Source organism: Patescibacteria group bacterium, assembly GCA_041667185.1.
Classification (GTDB): domain Bacteria; phylum Patescibacteriota; class Patescibacteriia; order SG8-24; family SG8-24; genus JBAYFM01.
The window spans coordinates 1-16,808 of sequence record JBAYFM010000014.1 but is presented as its reverse complement, the minus strand read 5'-3'; the positions used below and the strand labels follow the sequence as shown (position 1 = coordinate 16,808).

The following is a 16,808-nucleotide window of genomic DNA, read 5'->3' as shown; positions in this document are numbered from 1 at the left end:
GAATTTGTAACTGTCCGCCAGCTTCGCGGTCAGACTGCGTCATAGGCCGCGGAATATACTCCGGTTCCTTTCGAGAACGGTATGAGCAGATAAGTCATCCGTCGCCTCGCAGGATGTTCCAGACCGTAGCGACCGGCCCAGGATTGACAAAACCGCCTTTTTCTGCTATGATGACTTGTTCTTTGATATCACTATCAGTTCCAACGGGGTCCACCCCATTTCCAAAAAGAGGAGAAAACCATGCAACAGCTCGACACCAAGACCCTGAAGTCCGGCGTGATCCTGCCTGCCCCGGTCGTAGCCGCGTCCTACAACACGATCGTCCAAATCTTGGTCGAGAATCCGCTCGCGTTGTATCACCTGCAACCCTGCGCGCACGAGCAATTGTGCGGCCTCCTGAGCGCTCACGACTTCTTCTACCTGTCGGTCATGGGCGTGGTGGGCGACGACGGCTACCTCAAGGCGGATTTCAAGGAAGTCTTCGATTCCGCCGTGTCGGCCACCGTCGAGGGTCTCAGCATCGACAATCCTGTGAACTGACGCGTCTCCGTCTCTAAGCCCGCTGTCCTCCTCAGGATGGCGGGCTTTCCTTATATATAGCGCGCGTTGGCGGTGTATCTTGACTGGCGGCGCTGAAAGTGCTAACCTAAGCTGTTTCGTACCTTGATAACAACGTGGCGGAGGAGAGGGCTGTGTCGCGCCAGATGGAATGATTGATAGGAAATGACCCTAGCTCAAAACCAATCACTCAGGAGGATCCCATGGCAGTCTTGGAGCAAGTGCGCTTGAAGACCGGAACGATGGTGCCGAACGTAGTGTGCGCGGCGGCGATGTCGACCTTGCGGCGCATCCGGGCGGAGAGTCCGGACACGCTGGTCCGCATCGTGCGAAGCGGTGGCAATCTGAATCTCGGTCTCATCGAGAGTGATCACGCCTATCTCGACTATCTCGGACTTCTTGAGCGGCACACGAACAGTCTGCCGGAAGATTTCCTGCAAGTCCTGCTTTCCGCGGTCACGCTTGAGACCGGCGAGCCGGCTCTCAACGATCCGATCAGCAAGTAGTCTCCGACGTTGCGACAGTCTTGGAACCGACGCTCTCCTGGCGTCGGTTTTTTTGTCGGCTTGCTGGCGGCCGCGTTTGACCGCGATCATTCTTGATGCTAACGTCCCGGCAGACAGGAGCGTTCTTTACCGCCACAAACAGGAGGAAGCAATGACGAATCATCAGTCCACATCGGAGTTGTCGCGGGCGATCGAACGGGTCGAGAGCGACCTGCGGGCTGCACGCCAGGAGCTGCACGACAAGCGCGACGCCAATAAGTCGCAATGGGATCTTTACGGCAGCGAGTTGTGCGCCGAAGAGATGTTTAAGAAAGAAAGCCTGATCTGCAACAAGATCAATAGCTTGGAAGCCGACCTCCATCTGCTGCGGCGTTACGCGTCCGGCGATCTGGACCTGAACCAACTGACCGATGATCTGCTTCGTCTCGTCGAGATCGAGACGATCAGGGAGGAGCTGGCAGTCGAGCGGGAACAGGTCGACAAGCGCGTCGGCGAGATCGAGCGCTTGCTCAGATTGCTCGGCCGGAAAGTCTAGAGGTCGGCCGCGCCCGATCCATCGTCATAGCGCTACTTCGCAGTACCGGCCAACCTGGCCGGTATTTTTTAATTCGGCGCCCGCTCGCGGAACTGCAGCGCTTCGGCGACGTGGCTCGGACCGATCGCTTCGGCGCCTTCGAGATCAGCGATGGTCCGTGCGAGTTTCAGGGTGCGGTAGTAGGCTCGCGCCGTCAGTCTCATTTTTTCGACCGCCTGGCGCAGTAGCGCTTCGGTCTCGCCGGACACCGCGCAGAATTTCTTGAGCAGGCGATTGCTCATCTCGGCATTGGTCAGGATCCGGGTTCCGGCAAAGCGCGCTCGCTGCCGTTCGCGGGCCGCCTGCACCCGGACGCGGATGGCGTCGGAGGATTCCGCCGCCGCGGCCGTGAAGATCTCCTCGACCTTGATCTTCGGCACCTCGACGTGGAGGTCGATGCGGTCGAGCAGCGGCCCGGAGATCTTCTTGCGGTATTTGATGACCTGCGCCGGCAGGCAGGTGCAGGTCGCTTCCGGGTCGGTGGCAAAACCGCAGGGACAGGGATTTTGCGCGGCCACGAGCATGAATTTGGCCGGAAAACGCAACGAGCCCTGGGCGCGCGAGACGGTGACCGCGCCGTCCTCGAGCGGCTGGCGCAAATTCTCCAGCACCGAGCGCGCGAACTCCGGGAACTCGTCGAGGAAGAGCACGCCGCGGTGCGCGAGGCTGACCTCGCCGGGCCGGGGCCAGGTGCCGCCGCCGATGAGCGCGGCTCCGGAAGCGGTGTGGTGCGGCGCGCGGAACGGCCGTTCGGCGACGAGGCGGCCGTGGCCGGTGAGCCCGGCGACGCTGTAGATCTTGGTGATCTCCAATCTTTCCTCGCGCGCGAGTTCCGGCAGGATGGTCGGCAGCGAGCGCGCCAGGAGCGTCTTGCCGGAACCCGGCGGTCCGGACAGGAGGACGTTGTGGCCGCCGGCCGCGGCGATCTCGAGCGCGCGCTTGGCCTGGAACTGGCCCTTGATGTGCGCGAAGTCGGTCTCCGGAGCCGCGGACGCGGCCACCGCGCTCGGTTGGTCCGTCGGCTCGTAGGGCGCAAGCGGATTTTCGCCGCGCAAGTGCAGCGCGAGCCGCGGCAGGTCCGGGACCGGAAAGATCTTCAGGCCGCAGCCGGTCGTTCCGGAACTGTCGAGCACCAGCGCGGCTTCGGCGGCGTTAGCGACGGGCAGGTACAATTCTTCAAAGCCTTGCTCCAGAGCCAGCAGCGCGGCCGGCAGGCAGCCGGTGATCGGTCGGAGCGCTCCGTCGAGAGAGAGCTCGCCGAGGAACAACCGACGCGGGCTGCGCGCGCCCGGATCGGGAATGCATTCGCCGGCAACCAGGATGGCGACCGCGATCGGCAGGTCGTAGGCTGGGCCTTCTTTCTTGATGTCGGCCGGCGCGAGATTGACCGTCAGCCGGTTGCGCGGAAAAGGGAGGCCACAGTTCTTGAGCGCGGCCTTCACCCGCTCGCGCGCTTCCTGAATGGCTTTGTCGGGGAGTCCGACGATGGCGAAGTTCGGCATCCCCTGGGCGATATCGGCTTCGACTTCGATCGGCACAGCGTCGAGTCCGACCAGGGCGGCGGAAAGCGTCTTGATGCTCATACTAAATTTAAAAAAAGCGCGAGCCGAGCTCGCACCAGGGATTAGTTTGGCGGAAGGATTGGAACTGTTTTTTGGATCTTGTTGGCCGTGTATTTTTCATGGCCGCGCCGTCTTAACATGGGTCTGAAAAAAGCGCAAGCGGCCAGATGGCCGGCGTTTATGATGGCGGCGCGGTTGCGATCTGATCTGACCGCAGTTCATTATTCATTTCGGCCGCGTGTTCGTCGCGCGGATCTTTCATTTGGATGCGTCCGGGTAATCGAAGGGCGCAAAGGAGATTTTTTGTCCGTCATTTTCGGTCGGATCGGTGGTATAATATATTAAAGTAGCTAGAAGGGCCGTTATTATTCGGATAAGACTCCAGTTAAGGCTATGTGGCATCAAATACTGCAGACGACGCTCTTCTTTCTCATGGCAGTGAACCCCTTTTTGGCCTTCACTGGTCTTGTGTTGTTGTTCACGCATGGTCCGCGCAAGTGGACCAAGAGGTTCTTTTTCGGCTTTTTGTTCCAGTCCACCGCTTTCGCAGCTTTTGTGATGATCGCGATCGGCGAAACTCTGGCGGCGCATGGCGCCGTGGAATTCGGCCGTCAGGTCATCCAGTGTGCGCCGGACTTGATGTTGCCGTCGGGCCTGGGGGTGGCTTTGTTAGCGTCCGAGCTTTATCTGAAACGCTCGCGCGTGATCGTGCAGATGTCATCGATCCTGGCCGCGGTCACATTGTTCTTTTTCGTGACTTTGCAGCGGCAGCGCGATTTTTCGCCCTACATCATCGGCACTCTTTATCCTTCGACCCGGCCCGATGATGCCGCCGCGGCCTATCTGCCGCTCCTGTTCGGCATGTTGTTTCTGGCCGTGAGCGCCGCCATAAATTATAAACGCCATCATTTGGGACGCGATCTGGTCCTGGCGATCGGCGGTTTTCAAACCCTGTTATCTACGATCTTCGGAGCGATCACCAGCGCTACGCTTTCGCCGTTCGCGATGTTGATGGTCTTTCTGCTTCTGCTGACGCAACAGGCGTTCATGAGCATCGGCGTCTTATCAGCGGTGAGCGAGGATGCGGATCTCGTCGCCAGTCCGTCTTTGCTCATCCGCCGCAGCTTGACCGCCAAGGCGGTACTGCTGTTTGTTATCGTGTTATTCATCTTTGTTTACGCATCAGCCGCAGCTGGTGCGATCCTGTTCACCGGGATCTCCGACCGTAGGAGCGACAGCAATCAGGTGCTGATGCTGGGTCAGGAAGCCGGTTATTACAATCTGATGGTTGAAGACGCGATCGCGGTCGCCGAGAATGCGCTGATCAACACGTCTGTTTCTGGCCGGGTCAAGGAATGGGATGTCGAGCGCCTGACTGACGAAGAAAAACCGGCGGCCAGCGGCACGGAGATTAAGAGGGGCGCTGGGGGGAGGGCGGTCTTGTCGGTCGTGCTGTCTGATGAACGTGGCGAAGCGGTGCGTGTTTCTCGTCCGCTGGAGTTCGTTTCCGGGGTTGTGGATTATCGCGATAGCGGCGGTGTCCTGGCATTGGACAGCAGCCTGATCGAATCCTATGGCGAAGTTCCGAATTTGGCTGATCTGAAGGTCATCACCGATGCTGGGTCGCAGTACGGCGTCGTGGCCAGCGGCTCGACCGCTTCCAGTTTTTCTTATCATGCGGCCGCCCTGAAGTCAGCCTTAGATGATCAGCCGGACGCCTATATTTATACGTATTATTCGCAAGAACAGCGCGACCGCGAGACGGTGTCGATCCTGGTTACTGCCCTGGAGGTGGGTTTTCTTCTGGGTCTAGTCGCCTGTCTGCCGTTGTTCTTCGGCTTGCGTAAACTTCTCGTGCCGCTGGCTCGGCTGCGGCGAGCCGTCGCTTCAGTCCGGACCGGAGACTATAATGCCGCCGTGGGCGGCGCTATCGGTCCCGACGAGGTCGGCCAGCTGATCAGCGTCTTCAATATGATGTCCGTGGCGATCCGGGAACGCGACGGACAGTTGCGCGAAAAGATCCGCGAGCAGCGGGACTTCGTCAATTACGTCGCCCACGAACTCAAGACGCCGTCCGGGGCGGTGAAGTGGGCCCTTGAGATGTTGCTGGACGATTGGGACAGCATGACCGTTGAATCCAAGAAAGACATGGTGCGTCAGGCTGGCGTCACCAATATCCGGATGATCTCCCTGGTCAATGAATTGCTGGAATTTTCCAGGTTGGAACGCGGCGCCATCGTCATGAAGCCGGAAGCGGCTGACATGATAACGCTGGTCTCGACGGCCATCGATGAGGTTCGGCTCAATCATGCCGATCAGGGCACCAACCTGCAGTGGCAGAAGCCGGCAAACATTTCTTCTCAGCTGCGGACCGACGGCAAGCGGGTGATTCAGGTGCTGATCAATATCATCGGCAACGCCGCAAAATTCTCGCCGCGCGGCGCCGCCATCGACATCAGCCTGACGGAGGAAACCATTTCCGGCGTCCAGCGTTTGCGCGTGGATGTGGCCGATCACGGCATCGGCATTCCGAAAGCCGAGCAGGAGAAATTATTCGGTCGGTTTTTCCGAGCCTCGAATGCCGTGGGTGCCAGTATCGAGGGTACCGGTCTTGGTCTGAACTTATCGAAACGGTTCATCGAGATGCTGGGCGGCGATATCTGGTTCGAGTCAGAAGAGGGTGGTGGCAGCCGTTTTCACATCGCACTGCCGCTCGATCACGCGGCGGAAAATGATCCCGGCAAGTAACGGTCGCGACTTCGCGATTTTTAGAGGGTGTCACTAACATAAAAAGACCGCTCACAACAGCGGTCTTTTCGCGCCGGTCTCGTCCGTGCCGGACGCCGATATGAAGACTTCCCCGGATTGAAAGACTGGGGGGGGTTGACGGAGCCACGTCGTTCACGAACGACGTGACGGCGGCGAAAAAAGAGAGCACCCGAACGGCAGGAGCGAGCGTGCTCTTTGCCGCGCGGATGCGCGAGTGGGGGGACTAGGACTGTCTGCGTGCGAAAGAGGAGAGCTTATCCCCGTACCCGACGATTACGCTACGCAGACGGTCGAGATACCGCTGGGCCCAGATCTCGCAGTCAAGCTGGACCGCTCTGCCCCTGCTGAAGCCTCGCGCAGATATAATCGCTTAGCATAGCCTCATTATCCATGTCCTGCTCCCCGCTGGTAATGGCTTGACCCCGCTTCCGACGGGCGTCGGAAAATAAAAACCGCCCGAGAGGGGGGGGGCGGTAGCCGACGATCAGTGGGGCCAACTCAAAAGAAGGTGGTCCAGGACTTTGCGCATCGGGAGTCGTCCGCCGACGAAGCCGGTGACGACGAGATGCAGGTCACTGACGCTGTTCAGGATCTGCTGGAGACGTTTTTGCGGGACGAGGAAGATCGAAGTATCGTCGATCATCAGGGTCAGGACCGCGCTTGGCAGTTCCCGGCGCAGTTGCCGCAGCAGGTCTGCAGCCGCATCGAGATCATCCTCATCGGCGAAGACGACGATGAAGGAATCGAGCTGTTCCTGGCGCAGCCGGTCAGTGATATCGACCGGATAGTCGATCGCGCCGGACCGGATCTCGATCTCGAGTCCGGTTCGCTTGGTAATCACCCGACCGCTGGCGTAGCGGTCAACGCCACAACGCGTGATGAGCAGGGCCAGGAGTCTGGATCGGTCGCGCAGGATCTCCGGAATGAGCTCATTATAAAAGTGCATCGGCTGATAATAGCCAGAGCGTGTCATGAATACCTCCTTATACAGCGGCGCTAGCCTATCATTTATGACGCGCTGAGCCAAGTTTTCTTACAACCAAGCCACGGGAGCGGCGGCGGATAAAAAAAGACCCGCAGAGTGCGGGTCATGTCGTCACAGAAAGATGAGAACCAGTTTGGCGTGAGGCGGGCTGAGATCGCGCAGCTGGCCCGCAAGTTCCGCGGTCGAAACGGCGAAGTTACGGCGATAGATGAGCCAGCAATACTCCAGTTCACCATCCGCGGCGTAGCGGCAGCCGAGCGGAATGGCTCCGTTTTCGCGGATCTGCTTCAGGAAAGGATCGATGTCCTGTCTGATGATGTTGGAGGATGAAAGCAATCTTTTGTAGAGAGAACAGGCTAATTCCAATGGTCCGAACATCACTCACCTCCGATCAATGAACAACGGAAAGATTAGCTGATTTCAGCCAAAAAGTCAAGGTGTCGCTATGGGGAGAGACGGAGTCACATCGCTCGCAAGCGACGCGGCTTTGTCTCTCCTACACTTCAGCACTCCCGCACTCTCCCGTTTAAGGGACAGTCCCTTTTTGGGGACTGTCCCGGAGTGAAAATGGCGGCGCTAAAATAAGCCATTTTTTTGTTGATGTGCGTCCCCTAGTGTAAAAAATGCCTGGCCGCCGCGCCGTCGCCAGCGTGGACCGGTGATCTGAGAAAAAATAAAATCGGTTCTCCCCGACTCCTCCACTCCCGCACTCTCCCACTCAAGGGGTGGTCCCCCTTTTTCAGATAACAAAAAGGAGCCTGCACAGAAGTGTGCGAGGCTCCATCGGACGGAGAGAAAGAACCGAGGGCTGATGATCAAAGGGCAAAGATTCGCCCAAGGCACGTCGGTCGCGACTGACGCGCCAAGGCTCCAAAGCCCCAAGCGCTAACTCGCGAAAACCGCGGCCGGGCGCTGGCCACCGAAATCGCCGCAGAGCCAGCAGCAGTCCCAGCCCCACCTGCCGACATACAAGTCTAGGCAGCGGACGCACGGGCGGCCGCGGGAATCGCGATAGATCGTGCCCCAAAAGTAGATGTAACGGGTGCGACCCTGCTCGTCGGTCTTCCACGACTCGGGAATAAGGTTGGTGTTAGCGAGCAGGTAATCGAGCACCTGTGCGCCGTATACCATGATGCCTGTCGTGAGCTTCTTCTTGAGGTCGTTCCCGACGATCGCATCCTTCTTCTGGGCGTCGTCGAGGTGGAACGCGACCTTGGACGGGTCGAACTCAATCTGGCCGCGGACGACGTTCGGGAGCTGTTCCTCGTCCCAGACGGACCAGCCCCTCGGGATGAACGGCCGGCTGTTGCAGTCGATCATGACAACACTCCTTTGGCGAAGCCACTGGCTTGCCGTAGTCGTGGAGAATCCACGAGCTGAGGATCAAAAGGCGAAGATCTCACCCAAGGCACGTCGGTCGCGACCGACGTACCAAGGCTCCAAAACCCCAAGCACTAATCGCTAACTCGCAGAGACCGCAGCGAAGAGATGGTCACCGAAGTCGTTGCTGAGACAGCCGTAGCCCGAGTGCCACCTGCTATTGATCCAGTACAGGTAGCAGACGCGCTGATCGCCGTCGGGATCGCGATAGACCGTGCCCCAGAAGACGGTGTAGCGGATATGGTCCTGCTCGTAGGTCTTCCATGACTCAGGAATGATCTCGGGATGGGCGAGCAGATAATCCAGCACCCGGGCATTGTAGACCGTCTTACCAGCAAGCTTCTGCTTGAGGTCGTGACCGAGGACCACGCCCTTCTTCTGGGCGTCGTCGAGGTGGAACACGACATTGGTCGGATCGAACTCGATCTGATCGTGTACGACGTTCGGGAGCTGGTCTTCGGACCTGATCGACCAACCATACTTGGTGAGCGGCCGCGCATCGCAGTCAATCAGATGGCAGGTGCTGGCCGGGGCAGTATCGAATTTGCCCTCGATGAGATCCTGCATTCCGGTGAGGACGCGGTCGACGGGCAGTGTGCCCTCGCGAACGCGGCGGAACAAGTCGTTCTGGCGGCGGGCGAGGATGCCCAACTGTTGGTCGGTGACAACGTTCTTGGTCGTCATGACAACACTCCTTTGGCGAAGCCGCTGGCTTGCTGTAGTCGCGGGGAATCCGCGCTTAGCAGTTGCCTTCGGTTGAAAGCGGCGTTTTTAGGCCCAACTTGAGCTCAAAAACGCTGCTTTCAACCTGGTGGGAGTGAGCTGATTTAAAAAGGAACGAATCAATAGCGCATCGTAAAAAAAGCCGGCTAAAATGTCAAACCAACGCCCCTCGCCCGGCCGCGCCGCCCGTCGGCCAGTGGGCAGGGTCTTGCCTCAAAGGCCCGGGCGTGATATTTTCTATCCGTGGTTAATTTATCAATCAATCATCGGTAATACCCAGAGGTTGGATCTTGCGGAAGTGCGGCGGTCGCGAGACGGCTGAGGCGCGTGCCCCAGACCCGACAGACCGGCGCTACTCCCGAACAGACTATGCCGAATTCGCCAGAATTGGATCGGGAATGGATGCGCGACGTCTTACAGACTTTTTTTCCGACAGCGTTCGACTCCATGAACGCGGCCCCGCTCAGCGGGAAGCCGCTCCTCGGTTCAGACGAAACTCAGAACACTACAGGCGGCAATTAGACGCCGCAGTTTGAGTTTTGGCGAACAACAGCAGTCTGATGATCCGGCCCCGCGGGCCAGGATATTTTTATGCCAACGCTAACGCTCGTACTGGCAGCGCTCGTCGCCGCCGGAGCCGGCCTCGGAGCCGGTTACGCCATCCGCCACCAGATCGCCCGGCGGAAGATCGATTCCGCCGAAACCCGGGCCGAAAAGACGGTCCAGGAAGCGGAACTCAAGAAGCAGAAGCTGCTCGTCGAGGGCAAAGAGAAAGCCCTGAAGATGATCGAGGACTCCAAGCGCGAAGACGAGGACCGCCGCAAGGAACTGCGCATCATCCAGGGCAAGCTCGAAAAGATCGAGATCGCCAACCGCGAGCAGGCTCAGACGCTCCTGAAGAAACAGGAACAGGTCGCGGAAAAACTGACGCAGATCGACGCCATCAAGGCCGAGACCGAGAAGATCAAGGCCGAGCAGGTCGTGAAACTCGAGGCGGTCGCCGGACTCAACCGGGACGAGGCTAAGGCCATCCTGATGAAAGAGGTCGAGGACATCTCCAGCGAAGAATTCTCCAGCCGGCTGCGCAAGATCGAGCGGGCCAGTTCGGACGAACTCGAAAAGCGGGCCAACGAGATCCTGGCGCCGATCATCCAGCGCGTCGCCTCGTCGCACGCCGTCGAGACCACGACCACGACCGTGCCGCTGCCGAACGACGAGATGAAGGGCCGCATCATCGGCAAGGAAGGCCGCAACATCAAGGCCCTCGAACAGATCACCGGCACGGAGATCATCGTTGACGACACCCCGCAGGCCATCACGGTCTCCGGCTTCTCCCCCATCCGCCGCCAGGTCGCGAAGATCGCGCTCGAGAAGCTGATCCAGGACGGCCGCATCCAGCCGGCCAAGATCGAAGATGCCGTCGAGGCCGCCAAACGGGATCTGGCCGTCGACATCAAGAAGGCCGGCGAGGACGCGCTCTACGAGCTCGGCATCCCGCTCACGGCTTTCGACCCCAAGCTGATCGCCATCCTGGGCCGGTTGAAGTACCGCACCAGCTACGGCCAGAACGTCCTGCGCCACTCGATCGAGGTCGCCACGCTCGCGACCATGATCGCCCAGGAGCTCAAGGCTGACGTAGTCGTCTGCAAGCGCGGCGGCCTGATGCATGACATCGGCAAGGCCGTGGACCACGACGTCCAGGGCGCGCATCCGGAGATCGGCTACAACATCATGAAGAAGTTCAACTTGCCCGAGGCCATCTGCTACCAGTCGCTCGGGCATCATGAGGACAAGCCGCTCACCATCGAAGGCGTGATCGTGAAGACCGCCGACGCCATCTCCGGCGCACGTCCGGGAGCCCGCAAGGAATCCTACGAACAGTACATCCAGCGCCTGGAGGAACTCGAGAAGGTCGCGACCAGCTTCCCCGGCATCGAGAAAGCCTACGCCATCCAGGCCGGCCGCGAGGTCCGCGTGTTCGTGGAACCGAAGATCATCGATGACTTCGGCGCTTTCCGCCTGGCCAAAGACGTCGCCCAGAAGATCGAGGCTGAGCTGAAGTATCCGGGCGAGATCCGCGTGACCGTCATCCGCGAGACGCGGGTGGTAGAGTACGCGCGCTGATCAGCTGGCGGCTGATAGCTAAAAAGCTGTGAAAATAATTGTTTTTGGCGACATCATGGGACGGATCGGGCGGGAGGCCGTGAAAAAAGTCCTGCCCGAGATCAAGGCTGAGCACGATCCCGACCTGATCATCGCGAACGCGGAAAATCTGGCGCACGGCAAAGGCGTCACAGCCGATCTGCTCCGCGAAATGATCGCCGCGGGGATCGACTTCTTCACCTCGGGCAACCACGTCTGGGACCGCCAGGAGATCCACGACATCTTCGCCGACCGCGACCTCAGCGCCAGGCTGATCCGGCCGGCGAATTACCCGCCCGGCACGCCCGGCCAAGGGTCGAAATTCCTCACTATTGGCACGAAAAACGTCCTTGTGCTAAACTTGCTGGGCAGGATTTTCAGCCGGGTCTCCGGCGACGATCCGTTCCGCACTTTTGACGAGGTGATCAAGGCTCACGCCCACCTCAAGCCGTCGGTGATCCTGGTGGATTTCCACGCCGAAGCGACCTCGGAAAAAGTCGCGCTCGGCTGGCATGCCGCCGGCCGCGTCACGGCGGTCTGGGGCACGCACACGCACGTCCCGACGCGGGATGAGCGCGTCCTGCCGGGCGGCACCGCCTACATCTCGGACATCGGCATGTGCGGCGCGCGCGACGGCGTGATCGGCGTGGAGCAAAAAGCGGCCGTGAGCCATTTCCTGACCCAGCTCCCGATGCAGGCCGAAACTCCGACCGAGGGCGAAGCCATCGTGTGCGGCATCGTCATCACCGAGGAACAGGGCCGCGCCACGGACATCCAACCACTTATCAAATATATAAATATTCATTAACCCTAAGCGGTTAAAAGAGCTATGAATAAAGCAGAGCTCGTCGCCAAGATCGCGGAAAAGGTCGAAATCTCCAAGAAACAGGCCGAAGCGGCCATCGAATGCTTCACGGACACCGTCACGGAGACGCTCAAAGCTGGCGGCGAGGTAACTATTGCCGGTTTCGGAGCTTTTTCCGCCAAGCAACGCGCCGGGCGCACGGGCGTCAACCCGCAGAACCCGAGCCAGAAGATCCAGATTCCGCCGGTCGTCGTGCCGAAGTTCAAGGCCGGCAAGGCGCTCAAGGATTCGCTCAAGGGCAAGAAATAGTCCGCAAAAAGATAAAGAGGTCGCCTGTCGGGCGGCCTCTTTTGATATTCCGGACTTCGTCTGACGATCATTGTTTTGGAGTCAGAAACGACCTGATAGCGGCGCGGATCGTCTCTAGTTTTCTTTCCCAGCTGGGATATGCCGATATCCGGACAAACTGCGGATGATCGCCCCACATCCGCAACAGCTTGTTGCTGATGGCTACGGATTCGCCATAGTCGTGATGACGGGCCGGATTATCGGCGCAAGCCTCCCTGAACACATCCGGAGACGGCACATCGAGAAAGATTACGCCGTCATATTTCAGCCGCTCTTGCCGGATATTGACGCTATACTGCTTTTCAAAAGCCTCAAGAGTATCCGGCCAGTAGGCGGCGCAAGTCAGAACGCAACAATCCAGCAACAACCCCTGCTTTCCATCTGACCGCGCCTGGAGTTCGCCCGCGGCCTCGAAACTCTGGTAGGCAAGACGGGCCGCTGTGACAAAATCCTTCTGTTCGTCCAAGCCGGCGAAAGGAAGCTTCAGCCCCAACTGCGTCACGAGCGCCGTGACCGCTTCCGGCACGCACTGCAACTGACCGCTCAGATCGGCCCCGAGTTCGCGCAAGACCGAACTCTTGCCGGAACACGGACCGCCTATAAGAACGATCTGGCGAAGAACACTGTTCGGACGGTGCGTGTCAGATTGTCGCGCTGTCATCTGGTTCATGTTCTTTCTGTTCCTTGGTCAAAAACCGCCTGACCCCGATCAGATTCAGTATATACGGACCAGCCTTAAAGACAACCGACGACCTTGTCCGCCGCCACAACCAGACCGACTTATCCACAAAAGGTGTCAGGTACTTTTGGGGTGCTAAAAGTGCCTGACACCTTTAAAAATAGGCTTATTTACCAACCGAAGCGGCGGCCGATATCCTCCGGTGTTTCGCGTTTGCGGACGACGAAGACACGGCCGTTCTCGGCGACTAGCTTCGACGGCCCGGCCAAAAGACAATGCTGGCTCGCGAGAGCGTCCTGATAAGCGCCGGTGTCGAGCACGGCGATGTACTGCTCCTCGTCCTCCTCAAGCTTCGGCAGGACCACGTGAGCGCCGCCGGCGGTGTACTTGTCATCGGAGTCGCAGCTCGAACCGGAGAGCCAGACCTTTTGCAGCCGCCGCGAAGCCAGATTGTTGGCCGGCACGACGTGCCAGCGTTGATGGACGAGCAGAGTATCCGGCAGGTCGTTCATGAAGCTGCCGTCGATGACGTACCACTTCTTCGCGAGCGAAGGATGGATCGAGCGCTCGCCCAGCACGCGGAACAGCGACACCTGCGACGGCGCGGCCACGTAGCGGCCCCACTCGCAGATGATGTTCGGCTCCTTGATCTGCAGGCGCTGGCAGACAGTCTTGAAGGTCTTGACGATGCGATTGATGGCCGTCTTGCCCGAATAGAACTGCCGCTTCTCATAAGGCACTCCCCCGCCGCCGCCGATATCGATGGTGTCGAGCTTAGGATTCTTCTCGCGCAGCTTGGCGTACAGCATGAGCGCGCGCCGGATCGGCGCGACGAGCCCGTCCACGGTCTCGATCTGGCTGGAAATATGATACGACAACAGTCCCAGATTCTTGATCTTGCCGAGCCGGAGCAGGTCCGTTTCGGCCAGGCCGAAATGATTGAACTTCTTGTCCCAGTGCGACCGGACCTTGACCTGCATGTCCACGCGCACGCCGACCTCGCCGCGATAACGTTTCATCTGTTCGAGCTCCTGCAGGGATTCGATGATCGGCGTGATGGCCACACCCTTGCGGTCGAGTTCATCGATCAAAGCGATATATTTTTCGGTCTTGGGGCCGTTGCAGAGCACGCGCGTCTTGCCATTGATCCGCTCCTCCTCCCACAGTCTTTTGACGATCCAAAGTTCATTCACCGACGAAGTTTCGAGATTCGCGCCCTCGGAAATCAAGGTCAGCACGCAGGACTTGTTCTGGTTGACCTTCATCGGATAGTGGTAGAAAAACTTGCCTTTGTAGCCGTGGATCTTGATGTAGGCTCCGAACAGGTCGATGAGCCGCCGCACGCGAGCCTCGACAATGAACGGAAAAAAGACCTCGAGCGGGCTGCCGTATTTCTTCACGAGGTCGAGCAGATTGTATTGGTTGTTGCCTTCGCGCACCAGCAAAGTATTCTTGCGCGTGATGTCGAAGAACTGGGTATTGAATTCTTCGCGGCCCAATTTCCAGAACCGCTTGGCGGTTTTTTTCATACGCGTCAGTCGGCGAACGATCCGAACGTTTCCGCCGAAAAATTCAGGCGGCTAATTAACGGTCGCGCACCATGATACACGACTCGGGCGGGCGCTACAAGACCTGCGGGGGTGAACCGGAACTGAAACCGGCTCCCGGAAAGGGAAGCCGGCCATATTTTTATCGTTTCCGCACCTGAGCGGGATCATTTCATGAATTCCGCGGCTTTCGCCACGACGTCGGACGCCTTGACCAGTTCGCTCGCGGCCCCAGTACGCTCTTTCCACTCGACCGAGCCGGCAGCCAGCATCTTTTCCGAGATAACCAGCCGGATAGGCAGGCCGATGAGGTCGGCGTCGGCGAACTTCTCGCCGGCCCGGGCGTCCTCGCGGTCGTCGTACAACGTCTCGATGCCGGCCGCTTCGAGTTCGGCGTAAAGCTGGTCCGCGGCCACCTTGACCTTGGCGGTCATGGCCGGATCCTTGGCGGTCAAAAGCACCAGCTGAACCGCGAACGGCGCGAGCGCCTTCGGCCAGACGATGCCTTTGTCGTCATGATGCAGCTCGACGACCGTGCCGACCACGCGCGACGGCCCGATGCCGTAGCAGCCCATGATGACCTTCTTCTTGGCGCCGTCCGTGTCATCGTAAACCACATCGAAAGCGTCGGTGAAGCGTGTCTTCAGCTGGAAGATATTGCCGACCTCGATCGCTTTCCCCTCTTGCATCGCGCCGCCACACTTGGGGCACTTGTCGCCAGCCTTATATTCGCTGATCTCGCGGTTCTGGGCGTACGCGCACTGCTCGCAATAATAGACGATGTCCTCGCCGAACTCGGTGAGCACCTGGAACTCGTGGGAATATTTCGAGAACGCGCCGCCCGAAGCCTCGACGATGAGCGCTTTGAGGCCGCAGCGCCGGAAGATATTGAGATACGCCTGCTTGGACCGTTCGTAATACGCTTCGAGATCAGCCTCGTCGCGATGGAAGCTGTAGAGATCCTTCATGCTGAACTCGCGGCCGCGCAGCAGGCCGGACTTGGCGCGGGGCTCGTTGCGGAACTTGTCCTGGATCTGGTAGACAGCGAACGGCAGGTCCTTGTAGGAACGGATGAATTTCTTGGCGAGCGGCGTGACGATCTCCTCGTGCGTCCAACCGAGACCGAGGTCCTTGTCGCCGCGGCCTTTGAACTGGAACATCACCTCGGGACCCGGATCGGACCAGCGGCCGGTCTGCTCCCAGTTCTCGCGGGGCAAGAGCGCCGGCATCAGGATCTCCTGGCCATCGATAGCGTTGATCTCCTCGCGGATGATGTTCTTGACCTTCTCGAACACACGCAAGCCGAGCGGCAGATAAGAATAGACGCCGGCCATGAGCTGGTCGATGAAGCCGCCCTGCACGAGCAGGCGGGCGTTCACGGAATCAGCGTCGGCCGGAGCGGTCTTCGAGGTTTTTCCGAACAAGCGAGAATAATGCATACATTGGCGAAGTTAGTCGAAAGCAAGGATACCGCCTTCGGAGTCCGGAGTCAAAAGGATGGTCCAATGAACGGGAGAGTGCGGGAGTGCAGGAGTTAGGGAGACCCGACAAAAACTCCCACACTCCTTCACTCCTTCACTCCTGCACTCTCTCACTCTCAAATAAGCCATCCCCTTGGTTTGCGGCGGCAAAAGATGTTAAAGTGAATTCAGTCTTAACATGTTTACCATAAATATCTATGTGGTTCTGTTCCAAAAAAGACAGTGCTGACGTCATCCCGACCCCGACCGTGGCGGCCATCATCATCGCTGTGTTCGCCCTATTCATCGCCGCCGGCGCGGCCCGCTGGTCCTGGTATATCGTTGACGAGCAGATCCGTCTGCGCAACGACTTCAGCAAACTGCGGAACGAACAGGACCAAGTGAATACCCAATACGAATTCTGGCTGAAACAGATCCAAACGGAGCGCGCGGCCATCAAGGCCGAGGCCGCCCCCGCGCCAACGCCAAAAAAATAACCCCGTCCGACCCATACCCTGCCCCTGCCGGCGGGGTTTTTATTACCAGCGCGGTAAGGGGGGTGTGGAAAAGTTAGAGAGTGCGGGAGTGCAGGAGTGAGGGAGTTGTGAGAGACGGAGCCACGTCGCTCGCGAGCGACGTGACGGAGTCAGGGAGTGATGAATCACTCCAGCACTCCAGCACTCCAGCACTCCAGCACTCCAGCACTCCAGCACTCCAGCACTCCAGCACTCCAGCACTCCAGCACTCCAGCACTCCAGCACTCCAGCACT

Annotated in this window: 16 protein-coding genes; 8 read left to right on the top strand and 8 right to left on the bottom strand. The window is 59.2% G+C overall.

Annotated features, from left to right (window positions below; all coding sequences use genetic code 11):
• The first annotated feature begins 240 nt into the window (after positions 1–240).
• From WCT10_05155 to WCT10_05145, 3 genes are all read left to right on the top strand, one after another.
• Complete coding sequence (locus WCT10_05155; GenBank protein MFA6604189.1) at positions 241–540, top strand: hypothetical protein; 300 nt, start codon at positions 241–243, stop codon at positions 538–540.
• 221 nt (positions 541–761) lie between these two features.
• Positions 762–1,064, top strand: coding sequence for a hypothetical protein (locus WCT10_05150; GenBank protein ID MFA6604188.1), 303 nt, complete (start codon positions 762–764; stop codon positions 1,062–1,064).
• A 151-nt stretch (positions 1,065–1,215) separates the two neighbouring features.
• Positions 1,216–1,599 carry a hypothetical protein gene (locus WCT10_05145; GenBank protein ID MFA6604187.1) on the top strand — a complete coding sequence of 128 codons (384 nt, stop codon included), beginning with the start codon at positions 1,216–1,218 and terminating at the stop codon, positions 1,597–1,599.
• 68 nt (positions 1,600–1,667) lie between these two features.
• On the opposite strand, the gene WCT10_05140 is transcribed toward WCT10_05145, so the two are convergent.
• Positions 1,668–3,221 (bottom strand): YifB family Mg chelatase-like AAA ATPase, encoded by a 1,554-nt coding sequence (locus WCT10_05140; protein MFA6604186.1) that lies wholly within the window; start codon positions 3,219–3,221, stop codon positions 1,668–1,670.
• 372 nt (positions 3,222–3,593) lie between these two features.
• Here WCT10_05140 and WCT10_05135 point away from each other — a divergent pair, with 372 nt between their 5' ends.
• Positions 3,594–5,948, top strand: a complete 2,355-nt coding sequence (locus WCT10_05135; protein ID MFA6604185.1) for a HAMP domain-containing sensor histidine kinase — start codon at positions 3,594–3,596, stop codon at positions 5,946–5,948.
• Between the two features lie 505 nt (positions 5,949–6,453).
• On the opposite strand, the gene WCT10_05130 is transcribed toward WCT10_05135, so the two are convergent.
• The 4 genes from WCT10_05130 to WCT10_05115 form a co-directional block, all read right to left on the bottom strand.
• Positions 6,454–6,942, bottom strand: a complete 489-nt coding sequence (locus WCT10_05130; protein ID MFA6604184.1) for a hypothetical protein — start codon at positions 6,940–6,942, stop codon at positions 6,454–6,456.
• Positions 6,943–7,065: 123 nt separating this feature from the next.
• Positions 7,066–7,332, bottom strand: a complete 267-nt coding sequence (locus WCT10_05125; protein ID MFA6604183.1) for a hypothetical protein — start codon at positions 7,330–7,332, stop codon at positions 7,066–7,068.
• A 507-nt stretch (positions 7,333–7,839) separates the two neighbouring features.
• Positions 7,840–8,274 (bottom strand): hypothetical protein, encoded by a 435-nt coding sequence (locus WCT10_05120; GenBank protein MFA6604182.1) that lies wholly within the window; start codon positions 8,272–8,274, stop codon positions 7,840–7,842.
• Positions 8,275–8,415: 141 nt separating this feature from the next.
• Positions 8,416–9,018 (bottom strand): hypothetical protein, encoded by a 603-nt coding sequence (locus tag WCT10_05115; GenBank protein ID MFA6604181.1) that lies wholly within the window; start codon positions 9,016–9,018, stop codon positions 8,416–8,418.
• Between the two features lie 630 nt (positions 9,019–9,648).
• Between WCT10_05115 and rny the strand changes: the two genes are divergently transcribed.
• Genes rny through WCT10_05100 form a run of 3 tightly spaced genes read left to right on the top strand, consistent with a single transcriptional unit; the run spans position 9,649 to position 12,313 of the window.
• Complete coding sequence (gene rny, locus WCT10_05110) at positions 9,649–11,181, top strand: ribonuclease Y (GenBank protein MFA6604180.1); 1,533 nt, start codon at positions 9,649–9,651, stop codon at positions 11,179–11,181.
• A gap of 28 nt (positions 11,182–11,209) precedes the next feature.
• Complete coding sequence (locus WCT10_05105) at positions 11,210–12,007, top strand: TIGR00282 family metallophosphoesterase (GenBank protein ID MFA6604179.1); 798 nt, start codon at positions 11,210–11,212, stop codon at positions 12,005–12,007.
• Between the two features lie 21 nt (positions 12,008–12,028).
• Entirely contained in the window at positions 12,029–12,313 is a 285-nt protein-coding gene (locus WCT10_05100; GenBank protein MFA6604178.1) for an HU family DNA-binding protein, read from the top strand.
• A gap of 67 nt (positions 12,314–12,380) precedes the next feature.
• On the opposite strand, the gene WCT10_05095 is transcribed toward WCT10_05100, so the two are convergent.
• The 3 genes from WCT10_05095 to WCT10_05085 form a co-directional block, all read right to left on the bottom strand.
• Entirely contained in the window at positions 12,381–13,022 is a 642-nt protein-coding gene (locus tag WCT10_05095; protein MFA6604177.1) for an ATP-binding protein, read from the bottom strand.
• Positions 13,023–13,201: 179 nt separating this feature from the next.
• A complete protein-coding gene (locus WCT10_05090; GenBank protein ID MFA6604176.1) occupies positions 13,202–14,560 on the bottom strand; it encodes a hypothetical protein in 1,359 nt (452 codons plus the stop codon).
• A gap of 185 nt (positions 14,561–14,745) precedes the next feature.
• Positions 14,746–16,017, bottom strand: coding sequence for an aminoacyl--tRNA ligase-related protein (locus WCT10_05085; protein ID MFA6604175.1), 1,272 nt, complete (start codon positions 16,015–16,017; stop codon positions 14,746–14,748).
• 239 nt (positions 16,018–16,256) lie between these two features.
• Between WCT10_05085 and WCT10_05080 the strand changes: the two genes are divergently transcribed.
• Entirely contained in the window at positions 16,257–16,535 is a 279-nt protein-coding gene (locus WCT10_05080; protein MFA6604174.1) for a hypothetical protein, read from the top strand.
• Positions 16,536–16,808 lie beyond the last annotated feature (273 nt).

Bases quoted from the DNA above. Each gene is read 5' to 3' on its own strand.
- WCT10_05080 (MFA6604174.1), top strand. From the start codon at position 16,257: ATGTGGTTCTGTTCCAAAAAAGACAGTGCTGACGTCATCCCGACCCCG.
- rny (MFA6604180.1), top strand. From the start codon at position 9,649: ATGCCAACGCTAACGCTCGTACTGGCAGCGCTCGTCGCCGCCGGAGCC.
- WCT10_05120 (MFA6604182.1), bottom strand. From the start codon at position 8,274: ATGATCGACTGCAACAGCCGGCCGTTCATCCCGAGGGGCTGGTCCGTC.
- WCT10_05090 (MFA6604176.1), bottom strand. From the start codon at position 14,560: ATGAAAAAAACCGCCAAGCGGTTCTGGAAATTGGGCCGCGAAGAATTC.
- WCT10_05155 (MFA6604189.1), top strand. From the start codon at position 241: ATGCAACAGCTCGACACCAAGACCCTGAAGTCCGGCGTGATCCTGCCT.
- WCT10_05130 (MFA6604184.1), bottom strand. From the start codon at position 6,942: ATGACACGCTCTGGCTATTATCAGCCGATGCACTTTTATAATGAGCTC.
- WCT10_05140 (MFA6604186.1), bottom strand. From the start codon at position 3,221: ATGAGCATCAAGACGCTTTCCGCCGCCCTGGTCGGACTCGACGCTGTG.
- WCT10_05125 (MFA6604183.1), bottom strand. From the start codon at position 7,332: ATGTTCGGACCATTGGAATTAGCCTGTTCTCTCTACAAAAGATTGCTT.
- WCT10_05100 (MFA6604178.1), top strand. From the start codon at position 12,029: ATGAATAAAGCAGAGCTCGTCGCCAAGATCGCGGAAAAGGTCGAAATC.
- WCT10_05145 (MFA6604187.1), top strand. From the start codon at position 1,216: ATGACGAATCATCAGTCCACATCGGAGTTGTCGCGGGCGATCGAACGG.
- WCT10_05085 (MFA6604175.1), bottom strand. From the start codon at position 16,017: ATGCATTATTCTCGCTTGTTCGGAAAAACCTCGAAGACCGCTCCGGCC.
- WCT10_05135 (MFA6604185.1), top strand. From the start codon at position 3,594: ATGTGGCATCAAATACTGCAGACGACGCTCTTCTTTCTCATGGCAGTG.
- WCT10_05150 (MFA6604188.1), top strand. From the start codon at position 762: ATGGCAGTCTTGGAGCAAGTGCGCTTGAAGACCGGAACGATGGTGCCG.
- WCT10_05095 (MFA6604177.1), bottom strand. From the start codon at position 13,022: ATGAACCAGATGACAGCGCGACAATCTGACACGCACCGTCCGAACAGT.
- WCT10_05115 (MFA6604181.1), bottom strand. From the start codon at position 9,018: ATGACGACCAAGAACGTTGTCACCGACCAACAGTTGGGCATCCTCGCC.